Consider the following 14,802-nt stretch of genomic DNA (forward strand, 5'->3'; position numbering starts at 1 on the left):
TGGACAAATAAGGGGAAAAGAAAATGAAGACTATAAACGTATTTCATTACGACGCATTTACGAATAAACCAAATAAGGGAAATCCAGCAGGTATTGTATTAGAAGCAGATGGATTAACGGAAGAGGAAATGCAAATTATTGCTGAAAAAGTTGGATATAACGAAACAACTTTTGTTCTTTCCTCAGAAGTAGGAGATATAAGAATGCGCTATTTTACACCTGGTTTTGAAATGGATTTATGTGGTCATGGGACAGTAGGGTCGATATTTGCCTTGCGCGAAAAAGGTTTATTAGAAGAGAAAAGTAACCTTACGATTGAAACGAAGGCTGGGATTTTACCGATACAAATAGGTGTAAATGAAAATGGAGAAACCTTTATTAAAATGAGACAGGCAGCACCTCAGTTTAAAGAATTTACAGGTTCAACAGAAGAATTAGCTCATAGTATCGGTTTAGAAATAAATGATTTAGATGTAAGTTTACCGATTGTATATGGAAGTACTGGTAATTGGACTGTAATTGTACCGATTAAAAATCTTAATGCATGTGAGAGAATGAAACCTAATAATGCTGCATTTCCATCAGTATTAAAAGAAATACCTAATGCTTCTATTCACCCAATTTGTCTAGAAACTTATGATGAACTAGCACAAATGCACGGCCGTCATTTTTCATCAGCTTACGCTGGGACGATTGAAGATCCAGTGACAGGAACAGCTTCAGGTGTAATGGGAGCGTATTATGCGGAGTATTTAGAGAAAGGTTTTGAACATGAATTGAGTTTAATCGTTGAGCAAGGACAGGAAATAAATAAAGATGGTCGTGTAACTGTTTATGTAACGAAAGGGATAGAAAACGAGAAGTTACAAATAGATATTGCTGGAACAGCGGTGTATGTGAAAGAGTTTGAAGTTTCAATATAAAGTGAAACTTTAATCAGTGGGGGTCTTACTGCCCGGTGAATAGCGGGATAAAAAGAAAGCCCGGAATACATCCGGACTTTCATTATCTGTTCAATACTTCAATGTACGAAGCATTTCCAGTTGTTCTTAAAGCGGAGCGGAAATTATTATTTTCTAACGCCTTAGCAACTTGTTGTAACTGCTGTGCATCATCATGATGAATAAGTAAGCTGTCAGCACCGCTTTCCTCTATATGAATGTGTTCGACATTTCCGATTGCATCATGTACAGCTTTTAAAAATTCAGGTTTCATATTGTCCTCCTATATGTATGTAACGTTGTAATTTAGTATTTCCTTATTTATGAAATATAAAAGTAAATGAAAGGAGAAATAAAAATGAATATAAAGCAATTTAATGAACATATAACATCACTATTTGGAGAGCATCTTCATAAATATGGCGATGATGAATATGGTTTTACTTATATAAGTAAAGATGAATTTCACAAAATCGGTTACACAACAAATTTAACGTTAGAAACTATTGAAGAAGCGTATCGAAATGGAGTCGATATGATAGTTACACATCATGCGCCGTGGAGTTTTTTATTTGGTATGGAAGAGGCTTGTATTGAGAAATTGAAGCAATATGAAATGAATCATTTTTGGATTCATTTGCCGTTAGATTTTGTAAAGTTTGGCACGTGTACATCGTTATTTAACGAAATTAGGATAGATACAATACTGGAATATTCAACCTATGAGGAAGAAGAACTACCAGGAATAGGAGAATATAAAGAAGCCATTCCTTTTTCAAACTTAGTTGGAAAACTTGAAGAAAAAATGGAAGAGAAAGTGAAGAGCTGGAGAAATCACGATAAACCAGTAAAACGGATTGCAATCTTAACCGGTGCAGGAAATAATACAAATTTGATTGAACGTGCATTAGAAAAAGGATGTGACACGTACATAACAGGTGAAAAAACATTATATACAGTGCAACATGCGAAATTTAAAGGAATTAATTTAATTGTAGGTAGTCATACGTTTACAGAAGTGTTTGGTGTAGAAAGTTTGGTTCTTAAGTTAAAAGAAAGAGATAATTCAATAGAAATTACTAGATTAAATGAAGATCATTTGGAGTGAAGAAATCACATCGCATTACCATAAATGGAATGAACTTTATGATGGAATATTGAAGGAATCAGCTGAAATGAAATAAAATTATTTTTTGTTATATTAAGATTTTCAGGAGGAATTCCTTTATGTTTGTCAAATAATAGTAAAGTTGTCTTTTGAATTAAGGAAATATTCGGAGTTGAAGGGTGAGAGAATGGACATTTCAATAATCACTGCACAACTAGTTAAGGAAAAAGTTATTTCACATTATCCAAATAGCGTAAAAGCATTAAACGGGGGAACGACAAGTACTATATATTTGTTAGATGAACAATACGTTATAAAGTTGAATGAATCGGATGTCATACGTGAAGAAGCTTATTTTCTTCAGTTTTATAAAAAGGACGAATTATTTCCAAAGCTTTTATATAAGGAACCTTTAAATCGCTATATTGTTTACTCATTCCTTGAGGGCACAACTTCTTGCAAACTAGGCCATAAACGGAGTGTTCTTAGTAAACTTGTAAAGGAAGTTATCAATAAGTATGAAGTAGCTACAGAGATTGATGGCTGGGGGTGGAAAGAAAACCCAGTTCAATCTTGGAATGAATTTTTAACGACAAATGTGATGGAAGCTCATGAAAATGTAAGACGTTACATAAGTGAGGAAGAGTATAGAACGGTTTTTAAGTTAGCAAATAGTCCAAGTAGGGGGACTGGAATAAATCAGCCATTTTTATTGCATGGTGATCTTGGATTTCATAATTTTATATTTCAAGAGAATAAACTGCACGGTGTAATTGATCCTTTACCAGTGTTAGGAGATCCTATATATGATTTAATTTATGCGTTCTGTTTAACTCCGGAAGATTTAACAAAAGAAACGATTGGTTATGCGATGAAACAATGTGTATTTCATAAAAATGACCGTGATTTATATGAAGAAATAGTCATAGGATTATATTTGCGTATAGATACATGTTTACGGCGCCACCCGAAAGATTTAGAAGATTATTTAGCAGCTTGGCGTTATTGGATGGGTGAGGTTGAGGTGACTTTTTAGTACAAATATTTTGGGGGAGATAGTGAGATGAATGTTGCAGAAGCCAAAAAGGATTTACTGTAATTCCATTATCGGTTACAGTTGCCTATTTACTTACTTTTATAAGTTTATTAATTGAAAATAAAAAAGTAGATCATTATCAACAAAAATCAGCTTAATAAAAATATAGGGATAGGGGAAATTATGATGAAAAATTTCGTTTGTACAACGTGTGGCGTGCAGTATGCAGCGAGTGTAGATGAACCGGTGAGTTGTCATATTTGTGATGAAGAAAGGCAGTATGTGAATCCGAAAGGGCAGTCTTGGACGACTTTAGAAAATTTGCAAACAGATGATACATATAAAAATGTAATAATCGAAGAGGAAAATGGACTTTATAGTATTACGACAAAACCAGGATTTGCGATCGGTCAAACGGCATTTATAGTGAAAACAGAGTCATATCGTTTACTATGGGACTGTATTACGTATTTAGATGAAACGACAATTGCGAAAATAAAAGAGCTTGGTGGATTAGATGCGATTGCATTGTCTCATCCTCATTATTATTCAACGCAAGTAGAATGGGCAGAGACATTTGATGTACCAATTTATATACATGAAGATGATAAAGAATGGGTGATGCGCCCAAGTAGTCGTATTATTTATTGGTCTGGTGAGTCTTTACAATTAGCGGATGGGATTACTGTACATCGTCTTGGAGGACATTTTAGTGGTGGTTCTGTATTGCATTGGGAAGAAGGTAATGATGGAAAAGGGATTTTGTTAACAGGTGATATTATTCAAGTTGTAGCGGATGAGCGGTGGGTAAGTTTTATGTATAGCTATCCAAACTTAATTCCATTACCAGCGAGAAAAGTGGAAGAAATGGTGAACCGAGTGAAGCCGTTACAGTTTAATCGTTTATACAATGCTTTTCATCGAGTAGTAAAAGAAAATGCAGATGAGGCAGTTGAACGTTCTGCTGAAAGATATATAAAAGCAATAGAAGGAAAGTTGTTTCATACGTAAAAGGAGAGTAGCTTAATGAAAACGTTAGTATGCTTTGGAGATAGTATTACAGCTGATGAAACATTTTTTGATGGAATGCCGAGATTAACACCACGTTTGCAAGAGATGTTTCCGAAGTGGAAAGTAGTGAATGCAGGTGTTCCAGGGGATAATACATTCGATGCGTTAAATAGGATTGAAGAAGATGTAATATCATATAAACCAGATTTCGTAACAGTTTTTCTTGGTACGAATGATGCAGTTTCTTTTTCTCAAGTGTCATTACAAGCATATAAAGAAAACTTAGAGAAGATTGTGAACCATATTTCATCAGATAAAGTACTACTGATTAGTCCTGCACCAGTTGATGAAGAAAGACAGCGTAATAGAACAAATAGAGTGCTTGGTCAGTATGCAGACGTGGTGGAGAAAGTGGCGAGGGAAACAGGAAGTTATTTTCTAAACGTATTCGCTGAAATGATTCAAGAACGGGATTATAAAAGATTTGTAGAAAATGGTGAAAAAGATGGATTACACTTTGGACCAGAAGGCTATGAGTATGTAGCGAGGTTAATTGGTGAAAAGTTAAAAGGAATTTTATAAGGAGCAAAGCACTTAGTGTTTTGCTTTTTCTTGTTTTTTTGCAGTCTATAAACTTATTCACCGCTGTAATTTGCACAGATATTTTGTTTTTTTATATGCGTAAAAGGTTAGCTCTGTTTTAAAGTAATATAAATTTATTTTTAAAAATTTATATTTCGTAGTTGAAAATCAATAAAGGTGTAACTATAATAGTTACAGTTAGTTTGTTATTTTGAAATATACACATTGAATTACAAGAATGAAAGGAGTTTTTATGTAAATCAAAAAGTTATAAAAATCTATTAATTTTTATAATAAGATAAAAAGCTTTTCGGTTCATACACATTATTAAATATGTTAATTCTAATAGAAAACTAGAGGTGGAAAGATGAAAAATTTTAAAGGTATGTTGATATCATCACTTGCAATTACAACTTTTGCTGGGGTAGGTACGACATTTGTAACAAATACAGTATATGCTGCTAATGACAATTCTAGTAAAATACTAGTTCGTTCTAATAAGAGTATAAATACAACAACTAGCTCGAGATTGCCTGTATTATCAGTCAATCCTTATGATGAACCTAGATTTTCGAGACAGGGATATCTTGAAGAGGCACCTTTAGGAATTAATGCTCCTTATGCTTGGGGAATTAAAGGAGGAGATGGTCAAGGAGCAACTTTTGTAGATTTGGAAGAAGGCTGGTTATTAAATCATGAAGATTTAGTCGGTCAAAATATTGAATTTATGTCTGGAAAAATGAGTAATGATCTTTCTCATGGTACTTCAGTTCTAGGTGTTGTTTCTGCAGCTGACAATCGGATTGGGAACATTGGGATTGCACCAAAAGCAAAGGCAAAAGTAATTTCAGTGATCCGAGATAATGGGAGAATCGATGTAAGAGATGCTATTTTAAGTGCCGTAGATTCTTTACAGGCTGGAGATGTTTTATTAATAGAGGAATCCTTTAAATATGATGGATATGGAGATGACCCTTTACCAGTAGAAGTATACCCGAGTATATTTAACGCAATTCGCAAAGGTACAGATAAAGGCATTATTATTGTAGAAGCAGCTGGTAATGGTGGGATTGATTTAGATGAATTTAAAGACCGTAATGGTAAACAGATTTTAAATCGAAATAGTCCAGACTTTAAAGATTCAGGAGCTATTATAGTTGGAGCATCTACTGCAAGAGTTCCTCATAAACGTTTAGGTTTCTCTAACTATGGTAGTAGAATTGATGTATATGGTTGGGGAGAGTATGTTGACACATTAGATACATATCAAAATCAAAATAGTAAAGGACAAAAAGTTACAGATCAGAGTATAATGAATCGTTATACTTCTAATTTCCGTGGTACTTCTAGCGCTTCGCCTATAATCGCTGGGGCTGCTGTATCAATTCAAGGGATTGCTAAAGAACATTTAGGTAAGGCATATACACCAAAAGAATTGAGAGCAATTTTAAGTAATCCTAATACAGGCACAAAGTCTAATGACCCATCATCTGATAAAATAGGGGTTTTACCAGATTTAAAAGCGATTTTGTCTAACCTTGGTTTTCATAGTGATTTGACTACCAATGATTCTATGGTATTTCCAGGTGAAGAAACAAAAAAAACAGGGGATAAAAATTCAACTGTAACATTCCCAGAAGAAGATTTAAAACAGGAGGAAAAAGAAGAGGGATTAATTGTTTTTCCTGATTAATAAAAAAATACTACCTTCCATTTGGAGGTAGTATTTTTTATTTCTTGTCATTAACAAGCAGGCATGAAATTTGTATTTGTTTATCTTTCATAATGAACTTAACCACAAAGTCGAATGTTTGACTGTTAATTAACTTTTTCGTCTCAATCAATTACATGAATCAATCTAGAAATGCTTGCTGCAATGCTTTCAGTCCATCGCTGTATATACCATGAAACAGATTTATTGCCTCTTCATCACTAACCGCAACAGGAGTGAACGTACCAGACCACTCTACTAACGATGTGTTACTTTCAGTACCTTCTTTAACTTGGATTGTAGATAAATAATTAGTGACCGGGAACGGTGCATTCATGATTGAATACGTGTAGTAGCGTTCCTTATCATTGAATACTTCTAAGCGTTCTATAATTGTTTCACCATCTGGATTAGCTAGATGACGTACACGACCGCCTTCAGTTAATTTACTGCTAGGTATATAAGGTAACCAGTCTGGAAGGGAGTTGAAACCTCCGATTAATTGCCATACTTGTTCAGTTGATCCGAAAATTTCCATAGATATAGTAGTATATGCCATGTTCATTACGCTCCTTTTCATCCCGGTATTTACGGGTAAATAATCAGTAGAGAATAAATCGCCCCACTGATTAAAGTTTCACTTTATAGGTCCATAACTTATAGTGAGAACGAATTTTATCGTGGATTTTTTATTTAATATATAATTATAAAGTTAAAACTATATACTTTTAATAATTAAATTATATAATAAATATAGAAACGAAAATTTATGAGCAAGGAAGTTGAAAAATATGACATTAACAATGGGCTTTATTGGATTTGGAAAGTCAGCTAACCGCTATCACTTACCTTATGTAAACACGCGTAATAATATAAAAATAAAAACGATTTTTGTACGTCAAATAAATGAAAAATTAGCGGCTCCATATAAGGAAAAAGGTGTTTACTTCACTACTGATTTGGACGAATTGTTGAATGACAAGGAAATTCAAGTGGTGACGGTCTGTACGCCAGCACATACGCATTACGAATTAGCGAAAAAAGTTATACTTGCTGGAAAGTCAGTTATCGTTGAAAAACCATTTTGCGATACAGTGGAACATGCGAAAGAATTATTAGCTTTAGGACGAGAAAAAGGTGTAGTAGTTATGCCTTATCAAAACCGCCGTTTTGATGGTGATTTTTTAGCTGTGAAGCAAGTAGTTGAACAAGGATTCCTTGGTGATATTATTGAGATTGAATCACATATTGATTATTTCCGTCCTGGTTCAATCACTCATGAAGCTCCAAAAGAAGAAGGTTCATTTTATAGTTTAGGTATTCATACGATGGACCGTATGATTTCACTATTCGGCCGTCCAGATACGGTGACATACGATATTCGTAATAATGAAATGGAAGGTGCGGTTGATAATTATTTCGATGTTGGTTTACATTACGGAAATCAGTTGAAGATTAAGCTGAAAACGAACCATGTCGTAGCAAAAGATTATCCACGCTTTATCGTCCATGGAACAAATGGATCATTTATTAAATATGGTGAAGATCAGCAGGAAAATGATTTGAAAGCGGGGATTATGCCTGAGAGTGCAGGGTTTGGTGAAGATTCACCGATGTACTATGGAGTTGCTAAGTATCGTAATGCAAATGGTGACTGGATTGAAAAACAAATTAAAACGCCACTTGGTGATTACGGTCGTTTCTATGATGCCGCGTATGAAACAATTATAAATGGTGCACCAAAACTTGTGAAAGACGAAGAAGCGGTAACGAATATTGAAATCTTAGAAAATGGATTTGCTGCCCCATCACCTTCAGTTTACAAACTTGAGGCTTTACATTTGAATGAATAGAAGAGAGTTTGCAGTATAAAGGAGGTATGGAAATGGCAAGCGGATCAACACAAGTAAAATACCTCGGCATTTATCAAAAGATTAAACAGCAAATTTTAGACGGTGAATATAAAATCAACGAAAAAATTCCGAGTAGCCCCGTCCTTGCTGAAGAATTTGGTGTTTCAGCCCTTACTATTAAGAAAGCGCTGGATCTATTAGTTAGAGAGGGCTATATCATCCGCCGGCGCGGAAGTGGAACAGTGGTGCAAGATTGGCGTCAACAGGAAAAGGCACGAATGATTCAAACTTTAACGGGTACGAAAGCTGTATACGGCAGTGAGGTAGAAAGTAAAATTATCGAGTTTGCGATTGTTGGGGCTGATGAAGTAGTTGCTGAGAAATTGGGAGTTTCAATCGGTGATTTCGTCTATAAAATCATTCGCCTCCGCATCATTCACAGCATTCCGACGATTATGGAGCATACATGGATGCCAATTTCGGTTATCCCAGGTGTTGAGGCTTCTGTTTTAGAGGAGTCGATATACTCACATATTCAAAATAAACTTGGTCTTGAAGTAGGGACATCTGTTGTCAGGGTTAAAGGAATTCGCCCAGATGATAGGGAAAAGCAGTTTATGAACTTAACAAATCAGGATTTCCTAATGCGAGTTGAACAAGTAGCTTATTTAACGGATGGACGAACTTTTGAATATTCTTATGCAGATCATCTACCCGAAACCTTTGAGTTTGAAACAGTCATTACTGCAAAAAATTATAAAGAGATATAAAAATCGGTTGAGGCAAGTATTGTCTCAACTGCTCCTATTATACGTTAATAGAATGAATCCAAGACTTAACATTTGATTTATAGAACTGTAAAGTTTAAAATTACAGTATAGTTTTTAGAAGTGAGTTGTTATCGTCTGTAAAATGTAGATAAATTAAATATTCTCGAATAAATAATATTGCTTGTATTTGATTCTAAACTGTAATTTTTTTTAATACATTTCAATAACCGATGTTTAAAATGTACGTTTCATAACATTAAAGGAGTGAGTTAAATATGGTAATTCTATATACAACAGCAAGCTGTGCCTCATGCCGAAAAGCGAAAGCATGGCTTGAAGAGCATCAAATTGATTATATTGAAAAAAACATCGTATCAAATTCTATGACAGTTGATGAGCTTAAATCGATTCTTCGTTTAACTGAAGAGGGGGCTACTGAAATTATTTCAACTAGATCCAAAACTTTTCAGGACTTAAATATAAATATTGATGAGCTCTCGCTAAATGAATTTTATACATTAATAATTGAGCATCCACTAATGTTACGACGCCCAATTATGCTGGACGAGAAAAGATTGCAGATTGGTTTTAATGAGGAAGAAATTCGTAAATTTTTACCACGTAGCGTTCGAACGTTTTTGAACATTGAATTGCAAAAATTGGCCAATTAATAAGTAGTATTTTTAGAAAAAGTTTTTTGAAAGGAGGAAGCAGAAGATGATTGAAGTATGTGTTACAGTTAATTATAATGATAGAAATTATCAAACAAATGTTATTGTGAGTAAAGATACGATTTGGACAAAAATTAAACAGTTGGCAGAAGAACAAGTGAAGAAACAGTGGAGTGTTTAATTTTATTTTCAACTTAAAAAGCTAAATGAAGTTATCAGATATAGGTGGGACCGGATAGAATATAAGAGAATTAATTTTTTATGGCAAGAAGTATTCTATATGTTTTAACGTTCTAACCTATCTGTAATATTTATGGCTACAGTTAATATATGAGAAACAATATTTTTGATCGTAGGAGGAAAATCATGAACAGCGACTTTACCTTGGCCATACACAGTTTAACTTATTTAGCTTTACAGCCAGATCGGATGTCAACAAGTAATGCTATTTCAGAAAGTGCAGGTGTACATCCAGTACGCATTCGCAAAGTACTAAGTTTGTTAAAAAAACATAAGTTTATACAATCGAAAGAGGGGACTGGTGGCGGTTTTATTTTCGCTCGCGATTTAGATGAAATTAATCTTTGGCATATTTATCAGATAACCTCTGAAGGTGCTTTGCAGCCGAAGTGTCCAGAATCAAACAATCAGTGTGTTGTAGGTTCGAACATGCGAAAAGTTCTTTTCGCTATTTTCTTAGGTGCTGAAGAGCATCTAGGTGAATACTTAAAGAATTATACAATGAAAGAAGTTGTTGACCTTATCAATCAAGAGCGTTAAGCGGCTTAATTATTATATAGCCGTGAGTTCTTAACACTTAAATGTAATGAAAAATATTACAGTATAATTGTTTTTATATCTTTTTTATCGTCACAAAAAATATTTATAGGAAGGTGAAACGGTATGATGTCAAATAATAATCATGTTTTAAAAGTAGGAGATTGGGTTCGTGGAATATCAAATGAAGGTGAATTAATAGTTGGTTATATTGTATCACTTGATGATGTAGAGGATATAGTTACAGTTAGTATTGTGAAACGTGACGGCCAGTACACAATAAACGAAGCGATTTTACTCTTTAGTAAACACGTTAACAAACTCCCTGAATCAAAGGTAATAAATAAGGAACAAATCCTTTATCTTATAGATCTTGCATTATTAACAGGGGATGAAGAATGGTTTATCGAGCTTTCTTCAAAATTAAACTCGATAAAAGAGCTAGTTAATGAGGGATTTTAAAATTTAAACTTTTGAGGGTGCACACAATCCGCCTTATGGAGAGGACACAATTACTTTTCGCATAAAAGGAAATGATGTAAAAACGATTCACTACAAACATAGAGATATTCCTGATAACGATAATTATGTAAATGAGCTGTCCATATGGGGCAGCTTTTTTGTTTTTTACTCAGTGTATCTTTTTAAAATGTATATGAATTCAATATTAATAATATATATCCTAAAATTTGGCTTTTTTTTATTTTGGAATTTTTTCTTTTTACCTACATTAATTATTTATTAGAATATCTTTTGTGTTTAAAATGAAATTTTTTGATAAAGGGGATATAAGTATCTTTATAATGAGTAACCTAGAAAAACAATGTATTATTGTATTTTTTTACTAACTAATTCAGCTTTAAGCGATAAAAACAATGGCTACATGCTAACTGTAAAATATTATCCATATAAAATTATTCCACTTTAATATTTCTGAAAATATAAAAATATTAATTTTATAAATATACACGTTATAATGAGGGCGTCGAGAGAAATTTTATTATCTCTGGAGAAAATATAAAAAATGCGATTACTAGTAAGAAAGGTGTGTGATTAGAGGCGAAATGTATGTAATGTGCTTCAGTGGCTTGTGTAAGCAATATCATCAGTGCTACCGAAGTTATGAAGGTAATGTATAGAATTGAGAAAGAAATGCCTCGCAAATGAAGAGAGGCCGGTTTAGCTAAAATTACTGTTAAAAGTAAAAAAGAGAAACCATTAAAGTAATACACTGTTATTAGAAATGTTGCAACGTATTTATGAAGTCTATTCTATATTGTTCTCTTAAGAGGTCTTTATATAAAGAGCGGATATTACGAGTAAACTTTTTTGTGAACGCTAACAATTATATTAGGACGCTAACTAGCGAATGTTTCAATTTGGATTCATTATGATGAAGGACATACAAAGTGGGGCAACTTGTAAGGAATTCATTTTCCGAAAAGGGAATATTTGTTAGGTGTAAAGAGAGATGTAGGAATAGATACAAGGGGGAGTTATTATATGAACGGGAATACTGCAAAGAAAATAGAAGTTCAAGCTGAAAATACCGCACGAAAAAATGAGCAATATGCAGATCCGAAAAAGTGGCATAAGCAGGATACTACATGGGCACTCAGTCTATTTGGAACTGCAATTGGAGCAGGGGTGCTCTTTTTACCGATTAATGCAGGTTCAGGTGGTTTATTATCTTTACTACTAATTACATTACTTGCATATCCAGTTATGTATTACTCACATAGGGCGCTTGCTAAAATGATATACGCTTCTAATTCTGCTGATGAGGGGATCACAGGTACAATTAGAGAGTATTTCGGAAATAAAGCGAGTATCATTTTTAACATCGTATATTTCGGTTCAATTTATACAATCGTACTAATGTATTCGGTTGCGCTTACAAATACTGCAAGTAGTTTTATCGTGCATCAATTGCACATGCCAGAACCTCCAAGGGCTATTTTATCACTTGTATTAGTTCTTGGTCTTATCGCTATACTAAATTTTGGTCAAGATATTACTGTAAAGGTAATGAGTATGTTAGTGTATCCTTTCATAGTTTCTCTACTTTTTATCGCAATATCTTTAATTCCACAGTGGAATACGTCAATGCTTAGTTTTTCAGCTGTTTCAACTGCTTCAACAGGAACAGGCTATTTTGGGACGATATTGATGATTCTACCAATCATCGTATTCTCATTTAATCATTCACCTATGATTTCATCATTTGTTGTGAAACAGAGAGCTACGTATGGAATCGAAGCCACTGATGCTAAATGTGCGCAAATACAAAAGGTTTGTTATATCATGACATTCGCTGTTGTTATGTTCTTCGTTTGGAGTAGCGCATTGAGCTTGACTCCAGATGATATAAAAATGGCAAAAGAACAAAACTTATCAATTCTTTCATATCTTGCTAATGAGCTTAATTCGCCTGTAATCACTATTGCAGCTCCAATTATTGCTTTTGTGGCTATTACAAAGTCTTTCCTTGGCCATTATATCGGAGCATTTGAAGTAATGCGTGACATGATTATTAAGTTCGGTAAATCACGTGGAAAAGATATTGAAGAAAAAACAATTAAGACAGTAATCCTTACTTTTGTTGTATTATCATGCTGGTTTGTTGCTTATACAAATCCAAGTATTCTTGGACTTATTGATTCTCTAAGCGGTCCATTAGTTGCTGCTATCTTATGTCTATTACCGATGTATGCGATTCAAAAAGTTCCAGTACTAGCTAAATACAAAGGGAAAATGAGTAACGTATTTGTTATTATTGTAGGTGTACTTACTGTCTTAGCAAGTATTAAATCATTATTCTAATTCACTATTATTGCTATTAGTGTAAAAATAGTTAACACGAAAAACTTTTTGGACAAACTTCTCACATTGGAGAGTTTGTCCTTTTTTAGTCATTCTATCAACTTGAAACAGCCACCTTCCAGGCAGAAGGTGGCTGTTTCGGTATTAATTTATTTTAACTATTCACGTCTAAATGGACCTTTTGGAGCAATTAGCTCTAAATTAGTACCATCTGAATCGGGGAAGTAGGCAACTCCTGTACCAAATCCAGTTTTCTAGCTGTCTTCTTGAAAGATAATTGGTTCGTCATCTGGGTGCTATCCTATGCCCATCAAGCTAACAAAATGGATTGCCTCTGAAACAAAAATGATTTTTATTACTATAAAAAACGTAAAGTATCTGTTTTTAGAAAAAATTAATTTTTATAAATTGATGGAGATATAACTCAATTCTTTTATATATGTAGTTAAATATGATTGTCAGAATGAACTTAAAGTAATTATGATTTCTAGAAATGCGAACTGATGTTTTGAATTGGTTTAAAGTTGCTGGAACAAAATAAAACCAATTGAGCAAAAAAACTTGCAAAAATAAAAAGAGAGATGTATATTAATTGATGTATCAATAATTGATACATCAATTAATATTTTAACAAGAAAGAAAAGGAACATTTTATGAAGGAAATGTTCGTAAATATCAGTGGAGAAGAACGAAAAATACTTATTCATGTTCTATTACAGATGCAAAAAAATGTAGAGAATATTAAAGAATAGAGAGTGTAGGGGGCAGAATAGTGTGGAAATAATCGCAGCTATTTTAGTCGGGATCGTAGCATTAGAACATTTGCTTATCATGATCCTTGAAATGTTTTTTATTGATTCAAAAGTAGCGAAACGTGCTTTCAAATTACCGAAGCATTTAGAAGGAGATCGAAACGTAGCCATTATGTTTGCAAACCAAGGTTTATATAATGGATTTTTAGCGGCTGGTCTCATTTGGGGACTTGTACTTGGGCTCAATCCAATTGGTTATATGGTCCAATTATTTTTCGTGATTTGTGTGGTGATAGCAGCTATTTTCGGAGGTTTCACATCTAATAAATCGATTATTGTGAAACAAGGATTTCCAGCTGTTTTAGCACTGGTTGCCCTTTTATGTATGATATAGAATCAAAGTTTCTCAATAAAAGAACTCATTTTTGAAAAGAATACGCTATTCTTTCTTTAGAATTATAGGAAAGGATGGCGTTTTTGTATGTCTATTTCTATACGTAGTGAATTATAACTATTCCCTCAAGGGACTCAACTGCTTTTCAGCTTTTGGATATACTTTCATCCATCTTTGTTTCCTCCTATTGTTGGATAGTGTAATAATTGATAAAAATTTTGATGAAATTGGATTATAACGATTGATCAAAAAAGTTAGTGATTAAAAATATTATTCTTTAGTACATACATTTTTAAGATGTTAAATATATTTCATAATAGTCTCTGTAAGATAGGGATAAGTAGAATAGTACTTTTTATAACTTTGAATGTCA

The 14,802-nt window shown here is 33.5% G+C and carries 16 protein-coding genes and 3 pseudogenes; 16 read left to right on the forward strand and 3 right to left on the reverse strand.

Translation table 11 applies throughout. The features are described 5' to 3' along the window. Positions 1–23: 23 nt before the first annotated feature. Complete coding sequence (locus ACK1U5_RS01590) at positions 24–923, forward strand: PhzF family phenazine biosynthesis isomerase (protein WP_000849316.1); 900 nt, start codon at positions 24–26, stop codon at positions 921–923. Positions 924–1,005: 82 nt separating this feature from the next. Here ACK1U5_RS01590 and ACK1U5_RS01595 read toward each other — a convergent pair whose 3' ends face one another. Then, the gene (locus ACK1U5_RS01595) at positions 1,006–1,215 is read right to left on the reverse strand and encodes a hypothetical protein (protein ID WP_000801651.1); all 210 of its coding nucleotides are present in this window, start codon (positions 1,213–1,215) and stop codon (positions 1,006–1,008) included. 84 nt (positions 1,216–1,299) lie between these two features. Between ACK1U5_RS01595 and ACK1U5_RS01600 the strand changes: the two genes are divergently transcribed. The 6 genes and pseudogenes from ACK1U5_RS01600 (at position 1,300) to ACK1U5_RS01625 (ending at position 6,371) form a co-directional block, all read left to right on the forward strand. Further along, on the forward strand, positions 1,300–2,049 hold the full coding sequence (locus tag ACK1U5_RS01600; RefSeq protein WP_001022450.1) for a Nif3-like dinuclear metal center hexameric protein: 750 nt from the start codon (positions 1,300–1,302) through the stop codon (positions 2,047–2,049). Between the two features lie 187 nt (positions 2,050–2,236). Then, positions 2,237–3,085 (forward strand): phosphotransferase, encoded by an 849-nt coding sequence (locus ACK1U5_RS01605; RefSeq protein ID WP_069605312.1) that lies wholly within the window; start codon positions 2,237–2,239, stop codon positions 3,083–3,085. Between the two features lie 41 nt (positions 3,086–3,126). Continuing rightward, positions 3,127–3,243: pseudogene (locus ACK1U5_RS01610) on the forward strand (DUF7010 family protein); the annotation flags it as partial. A 25-nt stretch (positions 3,244–3,268) separates the two neighbouring features. Next, a complete protein-coding gene (locus tag ACK1U5_RS01615; protein WP_080481918.1) occupies positions 3,269–4,096 on the forward strand; it encodes an MBL fold metallo-hydrolase in 828 nt (275 codons plus the stop codon). Positions 4,097–4,111: 15 nt separating this feature from the next. Next, on the forward strand, positions 4,112–4,678 hold the full coding sequence (locus ACK1U5_RS01620) for an SGNH/GDSL hydrolase family protein (RefSeq protein WP_000855202.1): 567 nt from the start codon (positions 4,112–4,114) through the stop codon (positions 4,676–4,678). 367 nt (positions 4,679–5,045) lie between these two features. Beyond that, positions 5,046–6,371, forward strand: a complete 1,326-nt coding sequence (locus ACK1U5_RS01625) for a S8 family peptidase (protein WP_069605310.1) — start codon at positions 5,046–5,048, stop codon at positions 6,369–6,371. A 160-nt stretch (positions 6,372–6,531) separates the two neighbouring features. Here the strand turns inward: ACK1U5_RS01625 and ACK1U5_RS01630 are convergent, their stop codons facing one another. Continuing rightward, entirely contained in the window at positions 6,532–6,948 is a 417-nt protein-coding gene (locus ACK1U5_RS01630) for an SRPBCC family protein (protein ID WP_000332044.1), read from the reverse strand. Positions 6,949–7,180: 232 nt separating this feature from the next. Here ACK1U5_RS01630 and ACK1U5_RS01635 point away from each other — a divergent pair, with 232 nt between their 5' ends. From ACK1U5_RS01635 to ACK1U5_RS01670, 8 genes and pseudogenes are all read left to right on the forward strand, one after another. Beyond that, positions 7,181–8,242: an oxidoreductase gene (locus tag ACK1U5_RS01635; protein WP_000176644.1), complete on the forward strand. Its 1,062-nt coding sequence runs from the start codon at positions 7,181–7,183 to the stop codon at positions 8,240–8,242. Between the two features lie 32 nt (positions 8,243–8,274). Next, positions 8,275–9,012: a GntR family transcriptional regulator gene (locus tag ACK1U5_RS01640; RefSeq protein ID WP_069605309.1), complete on the forward strand. Its 738-nt coding sequence runs from the start codon at positions 8,275–8,277 to the stop codon at positions 9,010–9,012. A gap of 275 nt (positions 9,013–9,287) precedes the next feature. Next, a complete protein-coding gene (spxA, locus tag ACK1U5_RS01645; protein WP_000236189.1) occupies positions 9,288–9,683 on the forward strand; it encodes a transcriptional regulator SpxA in 396 nt (131 codons plus the stop codon). A 46-nt stretch (positions 9,684–9,729) separates the two neighbouring features. Continuing rightward, positions 9,730–9,864: a BA3454 family stress response protein gene (locus ACK1U5_RS01650; RefSeq protein ID WP_000573532.1), complete on the forward strand. Its 135-nt coding sequence runs from the start codon at positions 9,730–9,732 to the stop codon at positions 9,862–9,864. A gap of 185 nt (positions 9,865–10,049) precedes the next feature. Beyond that, the gene (gene saiR, locus ACK1U5_RS01655) at positions 10,050–10,463 is read left to right on the forward strand and encodes an Rrf2-family transcriptional regulator SaiR (protein WP_001083465.1); all 414 of its coding nucleotides are present in this window, start codon (positions 10,050–10,052) and stop codon (positions 10,461–10,463) included. Between the two features lie 123 nt (positions 10,464–10,586). Beyond that, positions 10,587–10,922 (forward strand): IDEAL domain-containing protein, encoded by a 336-nt coding sequence (locus ACK1U5_RS01660; protein ID WP_000987462.1) that lies wholly within the window; start codon positions 10,587–10,589, stop codon positions 10,920–10,922. A 7-nt stretch (positions 10,923–10,929) separates the two neighbouring features. Then, positions 10,930–11,043 (forward strand): annotated as a pseudogene (locus ACK1U5_RS01665) (DUF3888 domain-containing protein); the annotation flags it as partial. A gap of 920 nt (positions 11,044–11,963) precedes the next feature. Beyond that, positions 11,964–13,283 (forward strand): aromatic amino acid transport family protein, encoded by a 1,320-nt coding sequence (locus ACK1U5_RS01670; RefSeq protein ID WP_001014190.1) that lies wholly within the window; start codon positions 11,964–11,966, stop codon positions 13,281–13,283. Between the two features lie 158 nt (positions 13,284–13,441). On the opposite strand, the pseudogene ACK1U5_RS01675 reads toward ACK1U5_RS01670, so the two are convergent. After that, positions 13,442–13,576: pseudogene (locus ACK1U5_RS01675) on the reverse strand (VOC family protein); the annotation flags it as partial. A 481-nt stretch (positions 13,577–14,057) separates the two neighbouring features. On the opposite strand from ACK1U5_RS01675, the gene ACK1U5_RS01680 reads away from it, so the two are divergent. Continuing rightward, positions 14,058–14,429, forward strand: a complete 372-nt coding sequence (locus tag ACK1U5_RS01680; protein WP_069605308.1) for a DUF1304 domain-containing protein — start codon at positions 14,058–14,060, stop codon at positions 14,427–14,429. Positions 14,430–14,802 lie beyond the last annotated feature (373 nt).

Source organism: Bacillus sp. XB1, from assembly GCF_053557995.1.

Bases quoted from the DNA above. Each gene is read 5' to 3' on its own strand.
- ACK1U5_RS01590 (WP_000849316.1), top strand. From the start codon at position 24: ATGAAGACTATAAACGTATTTCATTACGACGCATTTACGAATAAACCA.
- ACK1U5_RS01595 (WP_000801651.1), bottom strand. From the start codon at position 1,215: ATGAAACCTGAATTTTTAAAAGCTGTACATGATGCAATCGGAAATGTC.
- ACK1U5_RS01600 (WP_001022450.1), top strand. From the start codon at position 1,300: ATGAATATAAAGCAATTTAATGAACATATAACATCACTATTTGGAGAG.
- ACK1U5_RS01605 (WP_069605312.1), top strand. From the start codon at position 2,237: ATGGACATTTCAATAATCACTGCACAACTAGTTAAGGAAAAAGTTATT.
- ACK1U5_RS01615 (WP_080481918.1), top strand. From the start codon at position 3,269: ATGATGAAAAATTTCGTTTGTACAACGTGTGGCGTGCAGTATGCAGCG.
- ACK1U5_RS01620 (WP_000855202.1), top strand. From the start codon at position 4,112: ATGAAAACGTTAGTATGCTTTGGAGATAGTATTACAGCTGATGAAACA.
- ACK1U5_RS01625 (WP_069605310.1), top strand. From the start codon at position 5,046: ATGAAAAATTTTAAAGGTATGTTGATATCATCACTTGCAATTACAACT.
- ACK1U5_RS01630 (WP_000332044.1), bottom strand. From the start codon at position 6,948: ATGGCATATACTACTATATCTATGGAAATTTTCGGATCAACTGAACAA.
- ACK1U5_RS01635 (WP_000176644.1), top strand. From the start codon at position 7,181: ATGACATTAACAATGGGCTTTATTGGATTTGGAAAGTCAGCTAACCGC.
- ACK1U5_RS01640 (WP_069605309.1), top strand. From the start codon at position 8,275: ATGGCAAGCGGATCAACACAAGTAAAATACCTCGGCATTTATCAAAAG.
- spxA (WP_000236189.1), top strand. From the start codon at position 9,288: ATGGTAATTCTATATACAACAGCAAGCTGTGCCTCATGCCGAAAAGCG.
- ACK1U5_RS01650 (WP_000573532.1), top strand. From the start codon at position 9,730: ATGATTGAAGTATGTGTTACAGTTAATTATAATGATAGAAATTATCAA.
- saiR (WP_001083465.1), top strand. From the start codon at position 10,050: ATGAACAGCGACTTTACCTTGGCCATACACAGTTTAACTTATTTAGCT.
- ACK1U5_RS01660 (WP_000987462.1), top strand. From the start codon at position 10,587: ATGATGTCAAATAATAATCATGTTTTAAAAGTAGGAGATTGGGTTCGT.
- ACK1U5_RS01670 (WP_001014190.1), top strand. From the start codon at position 11,964: ATGAACGGGAATACTGCAAAGAAAATAGAAGTTCAAGCTGAAAATACC.